The organism is Luteibacter sp. UNC138MFCol5.1 (assembly GCF_900110505.1).
Classification (GTDB): domain Bacteria; phylum Pseudomonadota; class Gammaproteobacteria; order Xanthomonadales; family Rhodanobacteraceae; genus Luteibacter.
In genome coordinates, this window is the sequence record NZ_FODZ01000002.1 from 118,982 (window position 1) to 141,689 (window position 22,708).

The following is a 22,708-nucleotide window of genomic DNA, read 5'->3' on the forward strand; positions in this document are numbered from 1 at the left end:
CGCCTTGCGCGCGACAGCTTCTCGCGATGGGGGAACAGATCCTGTCGCTTCTCGCGAAAAGCTGTCGCGCGCAGGGCGCGCTCCTACGGGGTGGCATCAACGAATGGGAGGGAGGCCAAGACCATGCAACGCGTCGACCAGCCAGCGCAGCTGGACGCCGGCGCGCGTGTCGTAGTTCTCCCCCGAGTAGCCCCACCAGTCCCAGCATGCCTGCGGATTCAATGGCGCGAAGACCGCGCGGGTCTGAGGATACAGGACGGCCACGTCGTAGACGTCCGCCCAGCGGTTGAAACCGGCGTCTTCCACGAAGGCCTTGCCGACGAGGTCGACGTTCTGCTTGCAGCCATGCAGGGCCACCATCACGCCGCAGGGCTTGCCGGCGAGGCAGTCCGGCGGCAGGTAGACGAATCCCTTCGCGCCGAGGAACGCGTCCTTGCCGTCCGCCTTGTACGCGTCCTGGTCGAACTCGCGCAGCTCGCCCTTCGCCGTGCCCGCGACCTTCGCCGGTTTGCCGTAGAGCTGCGCGAAGATCTCCCCTGCCGCGTCGATGCCGCAATGGCCGAGGAACGGCGAGACCGACTTGCCGCAATCGTCACCGCTCGCGGCGATCGGCAGGTTGTGTGCGAACGCGCGCTTGCCGTCGTTCACCACCCGCATTCCCGCCAGCGCGGGCTCGACGGCCTTCAACGCGTCGTAGAAACCGGCCGACGCGTCGCCCACGACCGGCGCGACGAGCGCGTCCTGCGCGCCGTGCAGCGCGTATATCTTCGCCCCCGCCAGCTGCGCGAGCGGACCGATGTCGCCCCTGGCGGCCTTCGTCTTCGCCGCGGCGGCGAGCGCCTTCACGTCCGGCGGCGGCGTGCCCTTCATGCACGAACCGAGCGCGGTTTCGAGCTTGCCCGCCGCGCACCCGTAGGGGCCACCGGCAATCAGCGCCGCGCCGTGGAACACCTCCGGATACGCGACCTGCGCCTGCGTCGCCATATAGGCGCCCGAGGACAATCCCGCCACCGTGACGCGCGCGGGATCGAGCTTCAGGGCGGGCAGGCGCGCGGGAGCGTCGGCCGCCGACGCGGCACCGGCGCCGAGCGCGACGAGGAGCAGCAAGCGTTTCATCGGATTCCCCTCTTAGAAGTTGTAGCGCACGGAGCCGTAGTAGTTGCGCGGCATCCCGTAGTAGGCCGTGCGGATGTTACCCACGCTCGAGAACTCCTGGCCATCGGTCTTGTAGACCTTGTTGGTGGCGTTGCGCACGCCGGCGCGGAACTGCCAGTGGCCGTCGCCGGAATCGAAGATGCCGAACGCGCCGACCACCGTATACGCCTTCTGCGACAGCGCGTCGTAGTTGTCGACGCTGAGCCAGGTCTCCGTGCGGTACGAGGCGTCGGCGCCGATCGTCAGCGCGCCCCCGCCCACGTTGAACGTCTGCGTCGCGGCGATGCGCGCGGTCCACTTCGGCGAGAACGGCACGTGCGCGTGGATCTGCGGGTTGTACGCCGGATTGGTCGGGTCGAGGCGCGCATCGTCGAAGCGGTCGTACTTCGCCTTGAGGTAGCCGATCTGCGTGCTCAGGCGCGTGCCCTCGCCGAGCAGCGCGACGCCTTCGGCCTCGAAGCCGTCCATCTTCAGCTTCGCCGCGTTGATCACGGGGAATGCGAACGTCGGCGTCACCGAACCGGGATTCTGGATCTCCGACACGCGGGCCTGGAAATCCTTGTAGTCGCTGTGGAACGCCGCGAGGTTCGCCTGCAGGCGATTGTCGACGCTGCGCATCTTCAGGCCGGTCTCGAACGTCCACACGTATTCGGGATCGAACTCCGCCGAGCGGGTTTCCGCCACCGAATTGGCGCGACCGTTGAAACCGCCGGACTTGAAGCCGCGGCTGGCCGAGACGTACCACATGGTCTGCGGATCGAACTGCTTCTGCAGGCTGACGGTCGGCGTCCAGGCCTTCCAGTCCTTGTCGCGCGCGAAGGCGACGGTCTCATTCAGCGCGGTGAGCGGCGCGCCCCAGAACGTGCTGGTGGAGCGGTCGTAATCCTTGCTCTCCTTGCTGTAGCGGATACCGGCGGCCAGCGTCCAGCTCGGCACGAACTCCCAGTTCACGTGTGCGAAACCGGCCCAGCTCTTGGTGGTGAGGTCGTCGCCGATCGTGCGCAGGAACGGCACGGTGCGTCCGGCCACGGCGAAGAGATCGTCCGCGAACGCGTACTGCGTCGAGGGCACGTTCTCGCGAAGGAAGTATGCGCCGAACACCGACTGCACGTTGCTGCCGTTGTCGAACGCGAGCTGCAGCTCCTGGCTCGCCTGCTTCTGGTGGAAGCCGACGAAGACGTCGCCCAGTTCGAACTGCGAAGCGTCGATGTCGATGTACGAATCGCTGTCGAGCTTGCGGTAGGCCGTGATGCTCTTCAGGTTCCACTGGTCGGAGAGCTTCCAGTTCATGTTCAGCGCCACGCCCTTGTGGGTGAGGTGCTGGCCGTCGCCCGGCGGGAACGACGTGCGGCTATGGAAGTCGTACTTCTCGTCGAGGTTCGGGCGCAGCAACGTGACCGTGCCGCGCACGAGGTCGGTGCGGGTGAGCGGCGACACCGGCTGGCCCAGCGTGAGCGCCGTGTCCATCTTCGTGTAGTCGAGCGTGAGCACGCCGTCGAACGTCTCGGACGGATGGAAGCGCAGCTTGCCGCGCACCGACTTCGTGTCGTCGTTGTTGAAGTCGCGGCCGCTGTAGTCGTGCACGTAGCCGTCGTTGCGCGTGACCGCGCCCGCCAGCGACGCCGACCAGGCGCCGTCCTTGCTCAGCGGCGTGGAGCCGTAGAAGCGGCCCTCGCGGCGGCCGAAGTTGCCGAAGGTGGCCTCGACGGAGCCTTCCGGCGTCGCGCCCGGGTTCTTCGTCACGATCTTCACGGCGCCGCCGGTGGAGTTCTTGCCGTACAGCGTTCCCTGCGGGCCGCGCAGCACCTCCACGTGGTCGACGTCGAACAGGCTGATCAGCGCGCCCTGGATGCGCGAGTAGTACACGTCGTCGACGTACATGCCGACGCCGGGATCGAACGTCTGCAGCGCGTCCGGCTGACCGATGCCGCGGATGAAGATGTTCACCGACGACGACGATCCACGACCCTGCACGATGTTCATGTTGGGCACGGCGCCCTGAAGGCCGTCGATGCTCGTGGCCTGCAGGTCCTTCATGTCCTCTTCCGAGAACGCGCTCACCGCGACGGGCACCTTCTCCAGCGATTCCTCGCGGCGGCGGGCGCTCACGGTGACCTCGTTCAGCTGCGTGGCCTCCTGCTGCTTCTTCTTCGCTTCCGTCGTCGGCGCGTTCGCCTGTCCGGCGTCCTGCGCCATGGCGGGAAGCGTGGCGGCGAAACCGATGGCAAGGCCGATCGCCAGCGTCAGCGGTGCGTGCTTCATGGACGTCCCCCGAGTAACCGATGAGCGACGCCCCCTCGGCGCCGAATGACACGAAGCATAGGAAGCCGCCGTGAGGGCCACACTTGTACCTTGGTACAGTGCCGCGCCGCATGGCACCTGCGGATACTCGCCGTCCGACGGCCACTCGCGCCGCACCCGGGGACGAACGTTTCGATGGCATTGCTGATCGTGCTGGCCGCGCTGGCTTTCCTGATGCTGGTCGCTTATCGCGGCTACAGCGTGATCCTGTTCGCCCCCGTCGCGGCGCTGGGCGCGGTGCTGCTCAGCGACCCGGGACTGGTCGCGCCGATGTTCACCGGCCTGTTCATGGACAAGATGGTCGGCTTCCTTAAACTGTATTTCCCGGTGTTCATGCTGGGCGCGGTCTTCGGCAAGCTGATCGAGCTGTCCGGCTTCTCCCGCGCGATCGTCGCCGGCACGATCGGATTGCTCGGCGAGAAGCGCGCCATGCTCTCGATCGTACTGGTGTGCGCGTTGCTCACCTACGGCGGTGTGTCCCTGTTCGTCGTGGTGTTCGCCGTCTACCCCTTCGCCGCGGAACTCTTCCGCCAGGCACGCATCCCGAAACGGTTGATCCCGGGCACCATCGCGCTGGGCGCGTTCACCTTCACGATGGATTCGCTGCCGGGCACGCCGCAGATCCAGAACATCATCCCCACGGCGTTCTTCGGCACCGACACCTGGGCCGCGCCCTGGCTCGGCACGCTCGGCTCGGTGTTCATCCTCGGCGCCGGGCTGCTCTATCTCGAACGGCGCCGTCGGGCAGCGGCGCTGGCCGGCGAAGGCTACGGCGGCGACCTCGCCGACGAGCCGGCGACGTACGCGGGCGACCGCCTCGCGCATCCGCTCGTCGCGCTGCTCCCTCTCCTGGTCGTCGGCGTCGCGAACAAGCTGCTCACGCTCGCCATCCCGCGCGTCTATGGCGCCACGCAGTCCTTCGTGCCGACCGTGGTCGGCGCCGCGCCGCCGGTCGTCCAGGAGGTGTCGAAGGTCGCCGCGATCTGGGCCGTCGAGGGCGCGCTGCTGCTCGGCATCCTCACGGTGTTCGCGTTCGCCTGGCGCCCCGTGGTCGCGCGCTTCGCCGAGGGCAGCAAGGCGGCCGTGGGTGGCGCGCTGCTCGCATCGATGAACACCGCGTCGGAGTACGGCTTCGGCGCCGTGATCGCCGCCCTGCCCGGCTTTCGTGTGGTGGCGGATGGGCTGCACGCCATCCCGAACCCGCTGGTCAACGAGGCGGTGTCGGTGACCGCGCTGGCGGGCATCACCGGTTCGGCCTCGGGCGGCCTGAGCATCGCGCTGGCCGCGATGGGCGAGAGCTTCGTCCGCAACGCGGAAGCCGCGGGCATCCCGATGGAGGTGCTCCACCGCATCGCCGCGATGGCCTCCGGCGGCATGGACACGCTGCCGCACAACGGCGCCGTGATCACGCTGCTCGCCGTGACCGGCCTGACCCATCGCCAGTCGTACCGGGACATCTTCGCGATCACCGTCATCAAGACCCTCGCGGTCTTCGTGGCGATCGTCGCCTACTACGCGCTGGGAGTGGTCTAGGCGCGTCACACCACGGAGGCAAGCCATGCGTTCCCTGCTGTCGCTCATCGCCCTGTCGTTGCTCGTCTGCGGCCCCGTCCGCGCCGCCTGCGTCGATTCCGTCGTGCTCGTGCACGGCAACACCGGCAGTCCCTCGGACTTCCAGGCCACCCACGACCTGCTCCGGCAGCGCGGCTACACGGAGTCGCAGATCCTCGCCCCGAGCTGGGGCAACGGCCTTTGCGCCGCCTGCAACGACCACAACGGCAGCGAAGAGGTGCCGGTCGAGAACGCCATCGTCGATGCCCTCGCATCGTCCTGCACGGGCAAGATCGACGTCATCGGGCATTCGATGGGCGCCACCCTCGCCGCCCATGTGATCGACCGCATCGGCGCCTCGGGCTCGGTGAACACGTTCATCGGCATCGCGGGGGCCTTCCGCGGCCTCTATACCTGCGGCATCTACCCGTACAACGTGGCGAACAGCACCTGCGGCAGCTGGGGCCTGTCGATCGGCAGTCCCCTGCTGAACGGCCTCGCCGGCCGGCGGTTCGGCGCGAGGATGTACTCATTCAAGTCGTACTCGGACGAGATCAACTGCGCCACGGGCGTCTGCATCGTCTACGGGGTGCACACCTCGCAGATCCAGGGCGAGACGGCCAGCTACACGTTCCCGTACGGCCACTACGGCCTGCTCTGGTACACGGCGAGCCAGCAGGTCGGGCTGCTCTGACGGTCCTGGGCGCGGCCCACGGCTCCGGGCCGCGCCGCGCCGGGTTCCGCCCGGCCTTTCCGTGCCGCGGGGGGCCCGGCGGACCTCCGCCGGGGCCGTCATGCCAAAGTCTTTCTTTTCCTTTATAATCGGCGGCTTCCCACACCAAAGAGGTGCACCGGCTGAACGCCGGCGCATGACGCATGTCGATCGAAAACCTGCGCAATATCGCCATCGTGGCTCACGTCGACCACGGCAAGACCACCCTCGTCGATCAGCTCCTCAAGCAGTCGGGCACGCTCAATGAGCGCACCGTCCTTGCGGAACGCGTGATGGATTCGAACGACCAGGAAAAGGAGCGTGGCATCACGATCCTGGCCAAGAACACGGCCATCACCTGGGAAGACAAGAAGAAGGGCGTCAAGAACCGCATCAACATCGTCGACACCCCGGGACACGCCGACTTCGGCGGCGAGGTCGAGCGCGTGCTGTCGATGGTCGACACCGTGCTGATCCTGGTCGACGCGATGGACGGCCCGATGCCGCAGACGCGCTTCGTCACCCAGAAGGCGTTCGCGATGGGCTTCAAGCCGATCGTCGTCGTCAACAAGGTCGATCGTCCGGGCGCCCGTCCGGAGTGGGTCGTCGAGCAGGTGTGGGACCTCTTCGCCAAGCTCGGCGCCACCGACGAGCAGATGGATTTCCCGATCGTCTACGCCTCGGCGCTGAACGGTTACGCCTCGCTGGACGAGAACGCCCGCGAAGGCGACATGACCCCGCTGTACGAAGCGATCATGCAGCACGCCCCGAAGCCGGACGTCGATCCGGAAGGCGCGTTCCAGATGCGCATCAGCCAGCTCGACTACAACAACTTCGTCGGCGTCATCGGCATCGGCCGCATCCAGCGCGGCACCCTGAAGAAGGGCATGCCGGTCGCCGTGATCGATCGCGAAGGCAAGAAGCGCCAGGGCAAGATCGTCCAGGTACTGGGCTTCCTCGGCCTCGAGCGCATCGAGCAGGATTCCGCGGAAGCCGGCGACATCGTCGCCATCTCGGGCATCCCCGACCTGACCATCTCGGACACCGTGACGGCGCTGGATACCCCGGAAGCGCTGCCGGCGCTGAGCGTCGACGAGCCGATGATCAGCATGACCTTCCAGGTCAACAACTCGCCGTTCGTCGGCAACAAGGATCTCTCGGGCGGCAAGTTCCTCACCAGCCGCCAGCTGCGTGAGCGCCTGGATCGCGAGAAGGTGCACAACGTCGCGCTGCGCGTCGAGGACGGCTCCGACGCCGACAAGTTCCTGGTCTCGGGCCGCGGCGAACTGCACCTGTCGGTGCTGATCGAGAACATGCGTCGCGAAGGCTACGAGCTGGCCGTGTCGCGTCCGGAAGTCATCATCAAGGAAATCGACGGCCAGAAGATGGAGCCGATCGAGGAGCTGGTGATCGACATCGAGGAGATCCACCAGGGCGGCGTCATGGAGCGCCTGGGCATCCGCAAGGGCGACCTGAAGAACATGGTCTCGGACGGCCAGGGCCGCGTGCGCCTCGAGTACGAAATCCCGGCGCGTGGCCTGATCGGCTTCCAGAACCAGTTCAAGACCCTCACCCAGGGTTCGGGCCTGCTGTTCCACGTGTTCAAGCATTACGGTCCGTACACCCCGGCGCCGATCGCCAAGCGCCAGAACGGCGTCATGATCGCGAACGCCGCGGGCACCACCCCGGCCTACTCGCTCGGACCCCTGCAGGAGCGCGGCAAGCTGTTCGCCGCCGAAGGCGACTCCGTGTACGAAGGCCAGCTGATCGGCATCCATGCGAAGGACAACGACCTCACGGTCAACGCGATCAAGCCGAAGCCGCTGACCAACATGCGCGCCTCGGGCAAGGACGATGCGATCCAGCTGACGCCGGCGACCAAGTTCACGCTGGAACAGGCGCTGGACTTCATCGACGACGACGAGCTGGTCGAAGTCACGCCGAAGGAAATCCGCATGCGCAAGAAGCACCTGACGGAAAACGATCGCAAGAAGGCCTCGCGCGGCCAGCCCTGATCATCGGGATCGGCGACGTGAAACGAAAAGCCCGGCGAAAGCCGGGCTTTTTTTTGGTCAATCGCCCTGCTTCCGCGCGTCGTCGTCGGCGACCAGCTTCATCAGCAGGTCGATCTGCTCCTGCTGCTTCATCAGGAGCGCCGCCAGCTGGTCGGTGCGGATCTGGTCGAGCTTGTCGTGCAGGCCCATGATCTCGATCTCGGCCTTGAGGTTCACCTTGTAATCGTTCGCGGCGTCGAGCCGGTCCATCGCGGCCTGCCGGTTCTGGCTCATCATGATGACCGGCGCCTGCACGGCCGCCAGCATCGAGAGCATCAGGTTGAGGAAGATGTACGGATACGGATCGAACGGATGCTTCAGCACGAACGAATTGACGCCGGTCCACAGCATGAGGATCACGGCGAAGACTATGATGAAGGTCCACGAGCCGCCGAAGCGCGACACGTTGTCCGCCAGCCGTTCGCCGAAGGTGAGATCGGAGCGGAACACCGCGTTGACGTCCTCGGAGACGAGTTTGCGCTTCGCGAGGCGATCGAGCAGGCGCTGTTCGGCGTGGCCGAGTTCATGCAGGCCCTTCGAGAACCAGTGGCGTGCGACGTGTTCGGGATCGGTCATGGACATGGTGGCGTACCGGCATCGGGAAACTGGCGCAGACGCTAGCACGACCGGCTGTCGTCGGCCTTGCGGGGGATGGCTTCCGCTTGCAGGCCCGCTTCGGACCGGTCAGCGCCCGCCCATGGACAGGCGGCCGACGGACGGGGCGTCCGGCACGCGCACTTCGCTCTCGATGTCGCCGCGCAGGCGCGGCAGGTACTGCGGGCACTCGCGGCGAACGAACGCGATCAGGCCTTCGCGCACCTTGCAACGCAGGTCGAAGGATCGTCCGGAATCCGCCGAGCTGACGAGGGCGCGCAGCTGCATCGCCTTGTCGTTGCTGTCGACCACCTGGAGCACGCACACGCGCCCGTCCCATTCCGGCGCACCCTTGCACAGGCGTTCGAGCTCGGCGCGGACCGGATCCAGCGGCATGCCGTAATCGAACCACAGGAGTACCGTGCCGAGGATCTGCGAACTCGTGCGCGTCCAGTTCTGGAACGGCTGCTCGATGAAGTACTGCAGCGGCACGATCATCCGTCGCTCGTCCCAGATCTTCACGACGACGTAGGTGCTGGTGATCTCCTCCACCCTGCCCCATTCGCCTTCGACGATCACGACGTCGTCGATGCGAATGGGCTGGGTCAAGGCGATCTGGATGCCCGCGATGAGGTTACCGAGCACCGGCTTCGCGGCGAGGCCCACGGCAAGGCCCGCCAGACCGGCCGACGCCAGGAGGCTGGCGCCGAACTGGCGGACGGCGGGAAACGTCATGAGTCCGACACCGATGCCCAGCACGATCGCCACGACCATGGCGGTGCGGCTCAACACGCGCACCTGCGTCTGCAGGCGCCGCGCGTGGAGGTTGTCCTCGAGATCGATGGGATTGAAGCGCGACACGGTGGCTTCCAGCGCACCCACGCAGCGCACGACGAACCAGGTACACGCCGCGATCAGCCCGAGAGCGATCGTGTGCTCGATGAAGGCGAGAAGCCTGGCCGGCTCCTCGGGCGCGGCGCGACAGGCGATCAGGAGCATCGCGAGCGGCACGATGGCCTCGAGCGGCGCGTTCGCCCGGGCGACGATGCTCGCGCCCATCGGATGACGCAGGGCGAAGCGGCGCAGCAGGAAGTGCACGACGCGGCGCGCGAGCCCCGCGACCACGAGCGCGATGACGACGATCAACGCGAACCGGGTCCACGGCTGTGCGGTGTCTGGCAGCCAGTCCAATACAGTCATGGCTCCTTACCCTAGCGCCGGGGATGTCCACGTTTTGTTGTGACGCAGCACGGGCCGGGTAAAGTGCACGCCATGCCCACGCCTGCCGCCGCCGATGGTTTCGTGCTCCCCGATCTCCTGGAACCGGGGCTGCGCCTCGTGTTCTGCGGCACCGCGGCGGGTACGCGCTCGGCGCGCGAGGGCGCCTACTACGCCCATCCCGGCAACATGTTCTGGCGAACGCTGTTCGCCACAGGACTGACACCGCGTCTCCTCGACCCCGCCGAATATCCGCTGCTGACCTCCTTCGGCATCGGACTCACTGATCTTTCGAAATTCCACTACGGCAACGACGCCGAGCTTCCCGTCGACGCCTTCGATGTCGCGGCGCTCGAGGCGAGGATCCGCCGCGTCGCGCCCGGCGCGATCGCCTTCACCAGCAAGCACGGTGGCGTCGCCGCGCTCGGCAAGGGCATCGGTTACGGCGCGCAGCCCGCCACGTTCGCGGGCGTTCCCGCCTATGTCCTGCCATCGCCTTCGGGGCAGGCCAGGCGATCGTGGGACGTCGGCATCTGGCAGGCACTGGCCGATGCCGTGCGCGCTCAGCTTCCGGGCGTGGACCGGTAGGCGCGCACGTCGCCGGGCGACACGGCGGCCGCTTTGTTCGACCAGGCCTGGCGGATGTACGTGACCACCGCGGCCGCGTCGTCGTCGCCGAGCGTCTGGGAGAACGGCGGCATCGAATAGGGCCGCGGATTCGCGGCGGTCGCCGGCGCGAACCCACCCGAGAGCACGATGCGGATCGCGTTGATGCCCGTGGGATCGGTCACCGAGCCGTTGCCGTCCAGCGGTGGGTACGCGTCGCCCTTGCCGCGACCGTCGGCGCCATGACACGTCGCGCAGCGTTCCGTGTAGACCGTCCCCCCACGCAAGGCGAGCTCGCGGGCGCCGGCGGCGGATTCGCGCTGCCGTGGCGCCGGGCGTTCCGGCAGCGACGCGAGGTACGTCGCCATCGCCGCGAGGTCCGTGTCGGAGAGGTGCTGCGTGCTGCGCAGGACGACCTCCGCCATCGGGCCGAAGGCGGTGCCCTTCCGCGAGCGTCCCGTCTTCAGCAGGGCGACGACGTCGGCTTCCGTCCAGCCGGCGAGACCGCCGTGCCGGCCCATCGACAGGTCGGGCGCGTACCAGTTCTGCACGGGCACGATGCCGCCGGCGAGGAATGGATCGTCGATCGGCGCACCGAAGCTGTCGCGACGCGTGTGGCATTCGTTGCAGTGGCCGAGGCCCTGCACCAGGTAGGCGCCGCGATTCCACGCGGCCGACCGTTTCGGGTCGGCCCGGTATTCGCCTTCGTCGAAGTAGACGGCGCGCCAGGCGGCCATCAACGGGCGCACGCGGTACGGCCAGCGCAGCGTGTTCTCGATCGACGGCCGCCGCACCGCGGGCAGGCTCTTCAGGTACGCGAAGATCGCATCGGTATCGGCGCGCGTGACCTTCGTGTACGACGTGAACGGGAACGCGGGATACAGCGAGGTGCCATCGTGGCTCTTTCCCTCGTGCATCGCGCGGTAGAAATCGTCCGCGCTCCAGCCGCCGAGGCCCGTGTCGCGGTCCGGCGTGAGGTTGGGCGACGGGATCGCGCCGAAGGGCGTGGCGACGACGCGGCCGCCGGAATACGGCGCGCCATCGCGCGGCGTGTGGCACGCGGCGCAATCGCCGGCCGTGGCGAGGTAGCGGCCGCGTTCGACGGCATCGTCGGCGAGCGCCGCATGCGTGACGAACGACAGCGCGAGGAAAGCGAGGAGCCGCGAGGCGCGTGTCATCGGTCAGCCTCCCAGCACGCCGCAGCGCAGCGGCGGTTGCACGCTGCCGGCCGCCGCCGCGTGCGCGTCGGCCGGCACTGGCCGCTGCGCGAGGTATGCCGCGACGGCGCTGATGTCCGCGTCGCTCAGCCGCCCGACGATCGTCGCCATGCAATCCGGCTCGACCGTCCCGCGCGTGTTCGTGCGCCAGGCACCCAGCTGCGCGCTGATGTAGTCGTACGGCAGCCCGACCAGCCCGGGGATGTCGGGCTCCACCCCCGTCAGCCCCGGTCCGTGGCAGGCCGTGCACGCCGGGACGCCGCGGGCGGTGTCGCCGCGTGTCACCAGCTGCTCGCCACGCGCCATGGCGGCCGGCGTCGTCGACGGCACCGGATGCGTCCGGTACGGAATCTCCTGCGCGGCGAAGTACGCCGCGATTTCGCGCATGTAGTCGTCGGTCAGCGGCGCGACCATGTATTCCATGATCTCGTAGTGGCGCAGGCCGCGGCGGAAATCCTGCATCTGGCGCACGAGGTATCCGGCGGGTTTGCCGGCCAGCCGTGGATTGAACGCGTTGTCCCCACCCTCGCCGTGCTCGCCATGGCAGCTCGTGCACGCGGCGATGCGCTGGACCAGGGTATCGGGAACCGTCGGCGGGTCGGCCGCCCAGGCGGGCGCGGCACCGAGCGCGGCGGCGATGACCAGCCGGCGGACAAGACATCGCATAAAGCACTCCCTGGCGTCACGTTGGCGTGGCCCGCGACGCGCTGCGACCGGGCTTGGCATCGGTCGAGTATATGTCCCCGCGCCTTGGGTAAGATGCGGTGCGACGCTTCGTTCCGCTCCCGGGGGAAAGACCATGCCGCACCGCTGGACCCGCTCGCTCGCGCTCGTCGCGGGTATCGCCTCCTCGTTTTCCGTTGCCGCCGCGACCACGCGCCAGCCCGGAGAAGACGACGCGTTCGCCTCCATCGCCGTGCTGCGCGCCGCCTACGCCTCGGGCGAGCTGACGCCCGAGGGCATGACGCGCCTCTTCCTCCAGCGCATCGCGACGATCGACCAGTCGGGCCCCACGGTGAACTCGGTGCTCGAAACGAATCCCGACGCGCTGTCCATCGCGCGCAAGCCCGCGGAGGGCCCGCTCAAGGGCATCGTCGTCCTGCTCAAGGACAACATCGACACGGGCGACCGCATGATGACCAGCGCCGGGTCGCTCGCGCTCACGGTGAAGCCGGCGCCGCACGACTCGGCGGTGGCCGCGCGACTGCGCAAGGCCGGTGCCGTCATCCTCGGCAAGACCAACCTGAGCGAATGGGCGAACATGCGCTCCACGCACGCGACCAGTGGCTGGACCGGGCGCGGCGGCCTCACGTTGAATCCGTACGTGCTCGACCGCAACGCGTGCGGGTCGAGCGCCGGCTCGGGCGCCGCCATCGCGGCGGGCCTGGCGACCGTGTCCATCGGCAGCGAGACCGACGGCTCCATCATCTGCCCGGCCTCCATGACCGGCCTGGTCGGGATCAAGCCCACGGTCGGGCTCGTCAGCCGCGCCGGCATCGTGCCCATCTCGGCGAGCCAGGACACCGCCGGCCCGATGGCGCGCAGCGTCGCGGACGCGGCGGCCGTGCTCGCGGCGATCGCGGGCAGCGATCCGCGCGACCCGGCCACGGCGGAAGCCGACCGGCACGTCTCCGATTACGCGTCCGTGCTCGTCCCGGGCACGCTGCGCGGCAAGCGCATCGGCGTCGTGCGGCAGCTCGCGGGCATCGAGCCGAACGCCGACCGCGCGCTGGAGACGACGATCGCGCTGCTGAAGTCGGAGGGTGCGACCGTCGTCGACAACGTGGAGATCCCGCACCTGAAGGAACTCGGCGAGCACGAACTCGACGTGCTGCTGTACGAGTTCAGGCACGGCATCGAGGCGTACCTCGCCACCCGCCCCGACCAGCCCATGAAGACGCTGGCCGACCTGATCGCCTTCAACACGCGCGAAGCGGCCAGGGAAATGCCGTGGTTCGGACAGGAGCTCTTCCTGCAGGCGCAGGCGAAGGGCGGCATCGACGATCCCGCGTACATCGCGATGCGCGATCGCAACAAGCGCCTCGCCGGCCCCGAAGGCATCGACGCCGCGCTGGCGAAGGACCGGCTGGACGCCCTGCTCGCTCCGAGCTGGGGACCCGCCTTCGTCAACGACCTCGTGCTGGGCGACCATGTCGTGAGCGGCGACCCGACCGTCGGCGGTGTTTCCGCGCCCGCGGCGATCGCGGGTTACCCCTCGATCACCTTGCCGGTCGCGTTCGCGCACGAGCTGCCCGTGGGCGTGGTGTTCTTCGGCGCGAAGTGGAGCGAGCCGACGCTGATCGGCATCGCGTACGGCGTGGAACGGAAGGCGCAGGCGTTCCGACGGCCGACGTACCTGAAGACGCTGCCGGTGCGTTGATACCGCTACGGGGCGCGCGTTGCTGCGATCTCCAGGACGACGGCCGATGCGGTGGACGTTGCGGCCGTTCCGCGAACGACGGCAAGGCGCCGTAGGAGCGCGCCCTGCGCGCGACAGCTCTTCGCATGATGCCGCAGGCCCTGTTGCGTTTCGCAAAAAGCTGTCGCGCGCAGGGCGCGCTCCTACGGCAGGGGAACCGGGGCCATGATGGCCCCGGCTGGATCAGGCCTTGTTCGCGAACTCGCGGACGATGGGTGCGAGCTTCGGATCTTCCAGCGCCATGGCCATGGTGGCCTGCACGAGGCCGGCCTTGTTGCCGCAGTCGAAGCGCGTGCCCTCGAAGCGGTACGCCAGCACCTTGCCCTGGTCCTTGAGCAGGTTCTCGATGGCGTCGGTCAACTGGATCTCGCCACCGGCACCGGGGGTCGTCTTGTGCAGGTAACCGAAGATGCTCCCCGGCAACACGTAACGGCCCACGACGGCGAGGTTGGACGGCGCATCGGCCGGCTTCGGCTTCTCGACCATGTGACGGATCACCGTGGCACGGTCGCTGAGCGCTTCCGTGGCGTCGACGATGCCGTACTTGTCGGTGTCCTTCTCGGGCACTTCTTCCACGGCGATCACGCCGGCGTCGTTCGCGAACGCGACATCGGCCATCTGCCGCAGGGCGCCCTTGCCCTTGGTCCAGATCAGATCGTCCGGGAGCATGATGCCGAACGGCTCGTCGCCGACGACGGCTTCGGCGCGAAGCACCGCGTCACCGAGGCCCAGGGCTTCCGGCTGCGTGACGAACACGCATCGGACGTGGCGCGGAAGGATGCCGCGCAGGATCGAGAGCAACTCGTCCTTGTTCTTCTCGGCGAGCTTTTCTTCGAGCTCGTAGGCCTTGTCGAAGTAGTCGGCGATCGCATGCTTGTATCGGTTGGTGACGAACACCAGCGTATCGGCGCCCGCATCCACGGCTTCGTCGACCGCGTACTGGATCAGCGGACGATCGAGCACCGGCAGCATTTCCTTGGCCACCACCTTGGTCGCGGGAAGGAATCGCGTACCGAGGCCGGCAACCGGAAATACGACCTTGCGCAGGGGTTGGGTCATGCAATGTCTCCACTTTCGTTTCGGCGTAGCGGCAGAACGTTGTCGCTCTGCGGCTCGCTCCAACGGAAGGAAGGCAGCAGCTGCGACACGCACCGGCGCAGGGTTTCTTCATCGAACGCGGCCACGGCCTCTTCGGCGCGTGCCAGCTGGGTCTGCAGCAGTTCCCACGACACCTGTCGGTGCTGGGCCTGGAAGATCTTCGCGTGGGTCGTGCTCGTGTAGTTCTCCAGCGGGTGGAACAGTTCCTCGAACAGCTTCTCGCCCGAACGGAGTCCCGTGTAGACGATCTGGATGTCCGAGCCCGGCCGCTTGCCCGCCAGGCGGATCATCTGCTCGGCGAGGTCGCGGATCTTCACCGGATCGCCCATGTCGAGCGCGAAGATCTCGCCACCCTTGCCGAGACTGGCCGCCTGCAGGATCAGCTGGCAGGCCTCGGGAATGGTCATGAAGTAACGCGAGATCTCCGGATGGGTGATGGTCACCGGGCCGCCCTGCCGGATCTGCCGGCGGAACAGCGGGACCACCGAACCGGCGGAGTCCAGTACGTTACCGAATCGAACCGTAATGAAACGTGTCGAGGTATGCGCTGCGAGGTTCTGGCACCAGATTTCCGCCATGCGCTTGCAGGCGCCCATCACCGAGGTCGGATTGACGGCCTTGTCGGTGGAGATGAGCACGAAGGATTCGGCACGGCAGCGCACGGCTGCGTCGGCCACGATGCGGGTGCCGAGCACGTTGTTGCGGAACGCCTCGCGCAGCTGGCCCTGGAGCATCGGCACGTGCTTGTACGCCGATGCGTGGAACACGATCTGCGGCTGGGTGTCCTCGAACAGGCGGTTGATCGCCGTGGCGTCGCGCGCGTCGGCGAGCACGCCGTTGAAGATGAGCTCGGGATAGGCCGAGGTGAGCTCCTGACCGATGCGGTACAGGTTGTACTCGGACATCTCGACGACGGTCAGCGAGCTGGCGCCGAGGCGCGCGACCTGGCGGCACAGCTCCGAACCGATCGAGCCGCCACCGCCCGTCACGAGGACGCGGCGGCCACTGACGTTCTCGCGGATCGCGGTCCAGTCGAGCTCCACGGCGTCGCGGCCCAGGAGATCCTCGATCGCGACTTCCTTGATCTCGTTGAACTGCGCCCTGCCCGCCACGACGTCTTCCAGGCGGGGCACCGTGCGGAACGGCAGGCCCGTCGTTTCGCAGAACGCCACGATGCGGCGCATCTGCGCGGTCGTCGCGCCGGGCACGGCGATCAGCAGCATCTGCACCGCGACGGCCTTCGACAGCTCCGCGAGCTGGTCGACGGTGCCGAGCACCGGTATGCCGCCGATCTGCGCGCCGCGCAGCGCCAGGTTGTCGTCGACGAAGCCGATCACGCTGTAACGACTGTCGCGGCGCAGATCGCGCGACAGGGCTTCGCCGGCGCGATCCGCGCCCACGATCAGCACGCGCTTGGTCGGCGCCGACTGGAACAGGTCGATGCGGCTGTCCTTCCAGAACCGGTAGCTCAGGCGTGGCAGGCCGAGGAGCACGACCAGCACGACCGGGTAGACCAGAAGCACCGACCGGGGCACGCCGTCGAGGCGCGCGTACATGACCATGGCCAGGCCGATGATCAACGCGCCGATCACCGTCGCGCGGATGATGTTCCACAGGTCGGGAAGACTGGCGAATCGCCAGACGCCCTTGTACAGCCCCGTCCAGTTGAACACGGCGCCCTGCACGAGCAGCACGATGGGGAACTCCATCGGCAGGTACGTGACCGGCGCGAGGTCGGGCATCAGCGCGTAGCGCAACGACTTGGCGATCCACCATGCGAACGCCGCCATGGCCAGGTCGTGCGCGACGACCGCCGTGCGGGGGTGGATGATGCCTATGAACCTACGCAGAAACATGTCGCTCCCTTCGACGCAAGCAACCACGCTTGCCAGTACGCCAGACCGCTGCTCCAACCAGATACACGAGCCCGAAGCACAAGGGCGCCACCGCCGGAAGGCGGAACGCGATCCATGCGACGGGAACGCAGACGAGGACGTTCCATGCGAAATAGCCGGCGGCCACCTTCCGGTGCGACGACCCTCGTCTCACGAGCCATTGGTACAGGTGCTCGCGGTGCGGAGTGTACCAGCGCGCACCGCGCAGCATTCGCACGAGCAGCGTCAAAGTGGCGTCGATGACGAAGGCCGACGAAAAAATCAACGACGGCCAGAGTAAGTTCGTGCGAAAAGCCCAGAACATCGCCGAAATTGCGAAAACCATGAGACCTAACGTGCCGCTGCCCACGTCCCCCATGAAGATCCGCGCCGGCGAGCGGTTGAACCACCAGAACCCGAGCGCCGCCGCGGCCATCGCCAGGCCAGCCCCCGCGATCGCAGGGCTGCCCGCGGCCCAGGCCAGCGCCGCCGAGGCGGCGCCGAAGAACATCGCCTGCTGCGCGGCGAGTCCGTCGATGCCGTCCATGAAGTTATGCAGGTTGATGCACCAGACGCCGGCGACGAGCAGCGGGAGGGCCCACCAGAGGCTCGTCGTGAGGGACGCGATGGCGACACACAGCAGCAGCGTCGCGGCCAGCTGGATCACCAGCCGTGGGCGGATCGGCAGCGAACCGTGGTCGTCCAGCCAGCCGATGGCGGCGACCGCGATCGTCGCCACCGTGAACGCGCCGACCGTCGCGGGCCCGGGGGACACGGGAAGGAGCAGCAGCGCGGCGGGCATGCCCACCAGCGCACCGAGGACGATCCCGATGCCTCCGCCACGTGGCGTGGGCAGGGTGTGCGAGCGCCGGCGCCCCGGCGCGTCGAGCATGCCGCGGCGATGCGCATAGGCGATCGCCGCGCGAACGCAGGCGAACGAGACGAGGAACGCGACGAGCGTGCAGCCGGCGAGCGTGGCGGCGGGCGAGACCGGGAGCGTCATTCGTTGGCGACGCCGTGGATGGGGCGGACGGTGCCCCAGCTCTTGCAACTCGGGCACTGCCAGTGGTGCGCCTTCGCTCCGAACCCGCAACGGCTGCAGCGATACATCGCCTGCCCTTCGAGCAGCTTGCGCGTGAGGTCGCGCAGGATCAGGTAATTTTCGCGCGCCTCGCCGGACACCTTGTCCATCGTCGCGTCGATCAGCGCCATCAGGCCACGGACCGACGGCCGCTTGCGCAGCTGGCCCGTGAGGAAGTCGATCGCGGTGCGCTCGCCGTCCCTGCCCTCGTAGAGCCGCGTCAACGCGAGCACGGGCGAGATGCCGTGGTAGCGCTCCATGATCTCGCGCAGGAAGGACTCGGCGCGGTCCATCTGCTGCGAGCGCGCGTAGCAGTTGAGCAGCGGCGGGAGGATCTCCGGCACGAACGCGATGTCGGCGGCGATCGCGGCCTCGTACGAGGCGATCGCCTGCTCGATTTCGCCGTCTTCCGACGAGAGGCGACCCGCGATCATGTGCGCGCGCACGCAGTCGCGCTGGCACACGAAGGCCTCGCGGATGTAGTCGCGGGCCTCGGTACGCGCGCCGTGCTGGCGCGACTGCTCCGCCAGCTCGCAATAGAACTGGGCGATCATCGGCGACTCGTCCTCGCCCGTCATCGCCTCCAGGCGGCGCGCGTGATCGATCGCCTTGTGCCATTCGCGCTCGTGCTGGTAGATCGCGATCAGGTGACGCAGCGCCGACGGCGCCAGCGCGTCCATCGCGACGAGATCGGAGAACAGCGTTTCCGCGCGATCCAGCAGGCCCGCGCGCATGTAATCCTCGCCGAGCTCCAGCAGGGCCACGGTCTTCATTTCATCGGACAGCCCCTGCCGGGACACGAGGTGCTGGTGGAGCCGGATCGCGCGGTCCACTTCGCCGCGCTTGCGGAACAGGTTGCCCAGCGCAAGATGCGTCTCGACGGTGTCCCGGTTGTACTCGGCCAGGCGCAGGAACACCTCCAGCGCCTTGTCCTGCTCTTCGTTGAGCAGATAGTTCAGGCCACGGAAGTAGTCGGACGAAAGTTCGTTGACGCGATCGCCCGAACGACGCGCGATATTCCGGCGGGCGAGCCACCAGCCGCAGGCGAAGGCAAGCGGGGGAACGAGCGCCAGCAGCCAGATCGGATTCATGCGGTGGTCGCGTTGCCTACCTTGCTTCCGTCACGCTCGCGCCGACGTCGCCGCCGATGACTCAGCGACGTGCCCAGCCAGGCCGTGATGCCGCCGAGGATCCAGCCGACCAGCACCGCGGCGAGCATGGCGCCGCCCCTGGGGAGCGAAAGTCGGGCGAAGCCCAGGTCGAACGGCACCAGATCGGCGTTCAGCGCGCCGAAGACGATGCCCGCGGCGACGAAGAGCAAGAGGAAAAGGATGGCTATGAGACGCATCCGGCGACTGTACCCGAAAGCTGAACACGGTGGTGCCCACCGGTTCGCTTTTCGTACAGGTTTCGGGCGCTTGGGACGGCAGACGACCGTCGGCCGCGCCAAAAAAAACGCCGCGTCAGAGCGCGGCGTTCGCTTCCTCGACGAGGTTCACGCGTTCGCGTAATTCCTTGCCAGGTTTGAAATGCGGGACGTGCTTGCCCGGCAGGGCGACGGCCTCGCCGGTCTTGGGGTTACGCCCCATGCGCGGCGGACGGAAATGGAGCGCGAAGCTGCCGAAGCCGCGGATCTCGATGCGCTCGCCCGTGGAGAGGGCGTGGCTCATCTGTTCGAGCACGCTCTTGACGGCTAGTTCCACGTCGCTGAACGCAAGGTGGGTCTGGCGCCGCGCCAGCGCCTCGATCAGTTCCGACTTTGTCATGGGTCCCCTGGTGATTCTCGAACTGACGCAAATACGGTGGAACAACAGCGAGGGGCGGTGTTGGCCGCCCCTCGCCCGACGGTTAGTCGGCCTTGTTCATCTGCTCCTTGAGGAGCGCGCCGAGCTTGGTCGTGCCGCCGGCGGCGGACTGGTAGTCGGCCATCGTATCGGCCAGCTCTTCCTCGTCCTTCGCGCGGATCGACAGCTGCAGCTGACGGCCCTTGCGATCCATGCCGGTGAACTTCGCCTCGACGGCGTCGCCAACCTTCAGGTACTGCGTGGCGTCTTCCACGCGTTCCTTGGCGATGTCGTTCGCGCGGATGTAGCCCTCGACGCCTTCGCCGAGGTCGATCGTCGCGCCCTTGGCGTCGACTTCGCGGACCGTGCCGGTCAGGACCGTGCCGCGCGGATTCGTGGCCATGAACTGACCGAACGGATCCTGCTCCATCTGCTTGATGCCGAGGGAGATGCGCTCACGCTCCGGATCGACCGCGAGAACCACGGCCTCGACTTCGTCGCCCTTCTTGAAGTTGCGGACGAGGTCTTCACCCGATGCCTGCCACGAGATGTCGGACAGGTGGACGAGACCGTCGATGCCGCCTTCCAGACCGATGAAGATACCGAAATCGGTGATCGACTTGATCTGACCGGAGACCTTGTCGCCCTTCTTGTGCATGGCGGCGAAGGCTTCCCACGGGTTCGAGCGGGTCTGCTTGATACCGAGGGAGATGCGACGACGCTCTTCATCCACGTCGAGGACCATGACTTCCGTCTCGTCACCGACCTGCACGACCTTGGCCGGGTTGACGTTCTTGTTGGTCCAGTCCATCTCGGAGACGTGCACGAGGCCTTCGACGCCCGGCTCGATCTCGACGAAGCAGCCGTAATCGGTGACGTTGGAGACCTTGCCGAACAGGCGGCTGCCGACCGGGTAGCGGCGGGCGATGGCGACCCACGGGTCGTCGCCGAGCTGCTTGAGGCCGAGCGACACGCGGTTGCGCTCGCGGTCGTACTTGAGCACGCGGACATCCAGCTCGTCGCCGACGTTGACGACTTCGGACGGGTGACGCACGCGCTTCCACGCCATGTCGGTGATGTGCAGCAGGCCGTCGATACCGCCGAGGTCGACGAACGCGCCGTAATCGGTGAGGTTCTTCACCACACCCTTCACGACCGCGCCTTCCGTCAGGCGCTCGAGCAGCTTCTCGCGCTCTTCCGAGAACTCGGTCTCGACGACCGCGCGGCGGCTGACGACGACGTTGTTGCGCTTGCGATCGAGCTTGATGATCTTGAACTCGAGGTCCTTGCCCTCGAGGTAGACCGGGTCACGGACCGGACGCACGTCGACGAGGGAGCCCGGCAGGAACGCGCGGACATCCTTGATGTCGACCGTGAAGCCGCCCTTGACCTTGCCGGAGATCTTGCCGGTGATGGTCTCTTCCTTGTCGAACGCCTGCTCGAGGTCGTCCCACACCATCGAACGCTTGGCCTTCTCACGGGAGAGCTTGGTCTCGCCGAAGCCGTCTTCGAGCGCGTCGAGCGCGACCTTGACCTCGTCGCCCACTTCCACTTCCAGCGCGCCGGACTCGTCCTTGAACTGCTCGATGGGGACGATGCCTTCGCTCTTCAGGCCGGCGTTGATCACCACCACGTCGTTGCGGATTTCCACAACGATACCGGTGACGATGGAGCCGGGCTTCAGCTTGGAAATGGCCTGCTGGCTCTGTTCAAACAGTTCGGCAAAACTTTCAGTCATGTTGATTCCAGGGTTATGAAAGGCCGTACCCGCGTTCGCGTACCTTCGTGATCGCAAACGGACGGGGGACCCACCGGTTGTGGGTGCGGGAATGCCTGAAAAGGGACGCCCTGCACCGTTGCCAAGAGCCCGCGCGCACTGCGCGGACACCAATGCCGGATGCGCCTTACGGACGCACCACGGCGAATACTTTCGCCACCACCGCATCGATGGGCATGCCCGTGGTATCGATCACCACGGCGCCCTCGGCGGGCTTCAACGGGGCGACCGGCCGCGACGCATCACGCTCGTCGCGCGCCTCGATCTCTCGTTGCAGGACCGCAAGTGTAACGCTGAGCCCCTTATCCTTCAACTGCTTATAGCGCCTTTTCGCGCGCTCGGCCGCGCTGGCCGTCAGGAAGAACTTATGGGCGGCATCGGGGAAAATCACCGTCCCCATGTCCCGGCCGTCGGCGACGAGGCCCGGCGCCTTGCGGAAGCCGTGCTGGAGGTCCACCAGGGCCTGGCGCACCGACGGGATCACGGCGATCGCGGAGGCGGCGGCACCGGCCGTCTCCGTGCGCAGTTCGTCGGTGGCGTCGTGCCCGTTGACCAGCACCCGGGTCTCGCCGCCGTCGGCGCTGGCCCGGAAGCGGATCTTCACCGTTTCGGCGCAGCGGGTGACCGCCTCGGCGTCCGAAAGATCGATCCCCTCCTCGCCCGCCGCGTAGCCCACGGCGCGGTAGAGCGCGCCGGAATCGAGCAGGTGCCAGCCCAGTCGCTCGGCGACGAGGCGGCTGATCGTGCCCTTGCCCGAACCGGAGGGGCCGTCGATGGTCAGGACGGGGACGGCAGCCGGATGGGCCATGGGAACAACCTCTCGCGCGAAACCGCCATGATATCGCGTCGGCGGCCGGATTCCGGCCATGGACAGCCTCCGGGGGCCGTGCTACAAGCCCGGAACCTTCCCCTGTGCCGGTGGCGATCGCCGCATGTCCGATGAGCTCCAGCGCCGGTTCGAGGCGGCCGCCCACGCGGTCATGGGCCTGGAAGACCGCCCGGACAACGACACGCTCCTGCGGCTGTACGCGCTTTACAAGCAGGGGTCGGAGGGCGACGTCCACGGCGGCAAACCCGGCTTCTTCGACTTCGTGGGCACGGCCAAGTACGAGGCCTGGGGCAAGCTGAAGGGCACCACGCGCGAGCAGGCCATGCGGGATTACGTCGCACTGGTTGAGTCTCTCCGGGCCTGAATCGCCGCGTCCCCGGCACCCGGCCCGCTGACGCGGGATCGCCGATGCGATCGGCTCCCACCCCTTCGGTCGCG

At 67.6% G+C, this 22,708-nt stretch carries 20 protein-coding genes; 6 read left to right on the forward strand and 14 right to left on the reverse strand.

Annotated features, from left to right (window positions below; translation table 11 throughout):
• Window positions 1-96: 96 nt before the first annotated feature.
• The gene (locus tag BMY69_RS04955) at window positions 97-1,116 is read right to left on the reverse strand and encodes an extracellular catalytic domain type 2 short-chain-length polyhydroxyalkanoate depolymerase (RefSeq protein ID WP_090175756.1); all 1,020 of its coding nucleotides are present in this window, start codon (window positions 1,114-1,116) and stop codon (window positions 97-99) included.
• 12 nt (window positions 1,117-1,128) lie between these two features.
• Entirely contained in the window at window positions 1,129-3,417 is a 2,289-nt protein-coding gene (locus tag BMY69_RS04960; RefSeq protein ID WP_090175757.1) for a TonB-dependent receptor, read from the reverse strand.
• 174 nt (window positions 3,418-3,591) lie between these two features.
• Here BMY69_RS04960 and BMY69_RS04965 point away from each other — a divergent pair, with 174 nt between their 5' ends.
• The 3 genes from BMY69_RS04965 to typA all read left to right on the forward strand — a co-directional run bounded on the left by BMY69_RS04965 (window position 3,592) and on the right by typA (window position 7,734).
• On the forward strand, window positions 3,592-4,989 hold the full coding sequence (locus tag BMY69_RS04965) for a GntP family permease (protein ID WP_090175759.1): 1,398 nt from the start codon (window positions 3,592-3,594) through the stop codon (window positions 4,987-4,989).
• Between the two features lie 25 nt (window positions 4,990-5,014).
• The gene (locus BMY69_RS04970; RefSeq protein ID WP_090175761.1) at window positions 5,015-5,701 is read left to right on the forward strand and encodes an esterase/lipase family protein; all 687 of its coding nucleotides are present in this window, start codon (window positions 5,015-5,017) and stop codon (window positions 5,699-5,701) included.
• A gap of 182 nt (window positions 5,702-5,883) precedes the next feature.
• Window positions 5,884-7,734 carry a translational GTPase TypA gene (gene typA / locus BMY69_RS04975; RefSeq protein ID WP_090175762.1) on the forward strand — a complete coding sequence of 617 codons (1,851 nt, stop codon included), beginning with the start codon at window positions 5,884-5,886 and terminating at the stop codon, window positions 7,732-7,734.
• A gap of 57 nt (window positions 7,735-7,791) precedes the next feature.
• Here the strand turns inward: typA and BMY69_RS04980 are convergent, their stop codons facing one another.
• A complete protein-coding gene (locus tag BMY69_RS04980) occupies window positions 7,792-8,355 on the reverse strand; it encodes a DUF1003 domain-containing protein (RefSeq protein ID WP_090175764.1) in 564 nt (187 codons plus the stop codon).
• A gap of 102 nt (window positions 8,356-8,457) precedes the next feature.
• Complete coding sequence (locus tag BMY69_RS04985; protein ID WP_090052908.1) at window positions 8,458-9,567, reverse strand: mechanosensitive ion channel family protein; 1,110 nt, start codon at window positions 9,565-9,567, stop codon at window positions 8,458-8,460.
• A 72-nt stretch (window positions 9,568-9,639) separates the two neighbouring features.
• On the opposite strand from BMY69_RS04985, the gene BMY69_RS04990 reads away from it, so the two are divergent.
• Window positions 9,640-10,173, forward strand: a complete 534-nt coding sequence (locus BMY69_RS04990) for a mismatch-specific DNA-glycosylase (RefSeq protein WP_090175766.1) — start codon at window positions 9,640-9,642, stop codon at window positions 10,171-10,173.
• Here BMY69_RS04990 and BMY69_RS04995 read toward each other — a convergent pair.
• Window positions 10,149-11,369, reverse strand: a complete 1,221-nt coding sequence (locus tag BMY69_RS04995) for a cytochrome c (RefSeq protein ID WP_090175767.1) — start codon at window positions 11,367-11,369, stop codon at window positions 10,149-10,151. The two genes, BMY69_RS04990 and BMY69_RS04995, sit on opposite strands and share 25 nt — an antisense overlap.
• Before the next feature lie 3 nt (window positions 11,370-11,372).
• Window positions 11,373-12,074 (reverse strand): c-type cytochrome, encoded by a 702-nt coding sequence (locus BMY69_RS05000; protein ID WP_090175769.1) that lies wholly within the window; start codon window positions 12,072-12,074, stop codon window positions 11,373-11,375.
• Between the two features lie 133 nt (window positions 12,075-12,207).
• Between BMY69_RS05000 and BMY69_RS05005 the strand changes: the two genes are divergently transcribed.
• Window positions 12,208-13,788 (forward strand): amidase, encoded by a 1,581-nt coding sequence (locus tag BMY69_RS05005; RefSeq protein ID WP_090175771.1) that lies wholly within the window; start codon window positions 12,208-12,210, stop codon window positions 13,786-13,788.
• A 222-nt stretch (window positions 13,789-14,010) separates the two neighbouring features.
• Here the strand turns inward: BMY69_RS05005 and galU are convergent, their stop codons facing one another.
• The 8 genes from galU to cmk form a co-directional block, all read right to left on the reverse strand.
• On the reverse strand, window positions 14,011-14,886 hold the full coding sequence (gene galU / locus BMY69_RS05010; protein WP_090175772.1) for a UTP--glucose-1-phosphate uridylyltransferase GalU: 876 nt from the start codon (window positions 14,884-14,886) through the stop codon (window positions 14,011-14,013).
• Complete coding sequence (locus BMY69_RS05015; protein WP_090175774.1) at window positions 14,883-16,781, reverse strand: polysaccharide biosynthesis protein; 1,899 nt, start codon at window positions 16,779-16,781, stop codon at window positions 14,883-14,885. The genes galU and BMY69_RS05015 overlap by 4 nt, the downstream gene beginning before the upstream one ends.
• Window positions 16,768-17,802: an MraY family glycosyltransferase gene (locus tag BMY69_RS05020; protein ID WP_090175775.1), complete on the reverse strand. Its 1,035-nt coding sequence runs from the start codon at window positions 17,800-17,802 to the stop codon at window positions 16,768-16,770. The genes BMY69_RS05015 and BMY69_RS05020 overlap by 14 nt, the downstream gene beginning before the upstream one ends.
• Window positions 17,799-18,971, reverse strand: coding sequence for a lipopolysaccharide assembly protein LapB (lapB, locus tag BMY69_RS05025; protein ID WP_090175777.1), 1,173 nt, complete (start codon window positions 18,969-18,971; stop codon window positions 17,799-17,801). The genes BMY69_RS05020 and lapB overlap by 4 nt, the downstream gene beginning before the upstream one ends.
• Entirely contained in the window at window positions 18,968-19,228 is a 261-nt protein-coding gene (locus tag BMY69_RS05030; protein ID WP_090175778.1) for a LapA family protein, read from the reverse strand. The genes lapB and BMY69_RS05030 overlap by 4 nt, the downstream gene beginning before the upstream one ends.
• 115 nt (window positions 19,229-19,343) lie before the next feature.
• Entirely contained in the window at window positions 19,344-19,646 is a 303-nt protein-coding gene (locus BMY69_RS05035; protein WP_090175780.1) for an integration host factor subunit beta, read from the reverse strand.
• A gap of 82 nt (window positions 19,647-19,728) precedes the next feature.
• The gene (rpsA, locus tag BMY69_RS05040; protein WP_090052888.1) at window positions 19,729-21,402 is read right to left on the reverse strand and encodes a 30S ribosomal protein S1; all 1,674 of its coding nucleotides are present in this window, start codon (window positions 21,400-21,402) and stop codon (window positions 19,729-19,731) included.
• A gap of 166 nt (window positions 21,403-21,568) precedes the next feature.
• Window positions 21,569-22,249 (reverse strand): (d)CMP kinase, encoded by a 681-nt coding sequence (gene cmk / locus BMY69_RS05045; protein ID WP_090052886.1) that lies wholly within the window; start codon window positions 22,247-22,249, stop codon window positions 21,569-21,571.
• A gap of 124 nt (window positions 22,250-22,373) precedes the next feature.
• On the opposite strand from cmk, the gene BMY69_RS05050 reads away from it, so the two are divergent.
• Window positions 22,374-22,634: an acyl-CoA-binding protein gene (locus tag BMY69_RS05050; RefSeq protein WP_090176901.1), complete on the forward strand. Its 261-nt coding sequence runs from the start codon at window positions 22,374-22,376 to the stop codon at window positions 22,632-22,634.
• The last annotated feature ends 74 nt before the right edge of the window (window positions 22,635-22,708 follow it).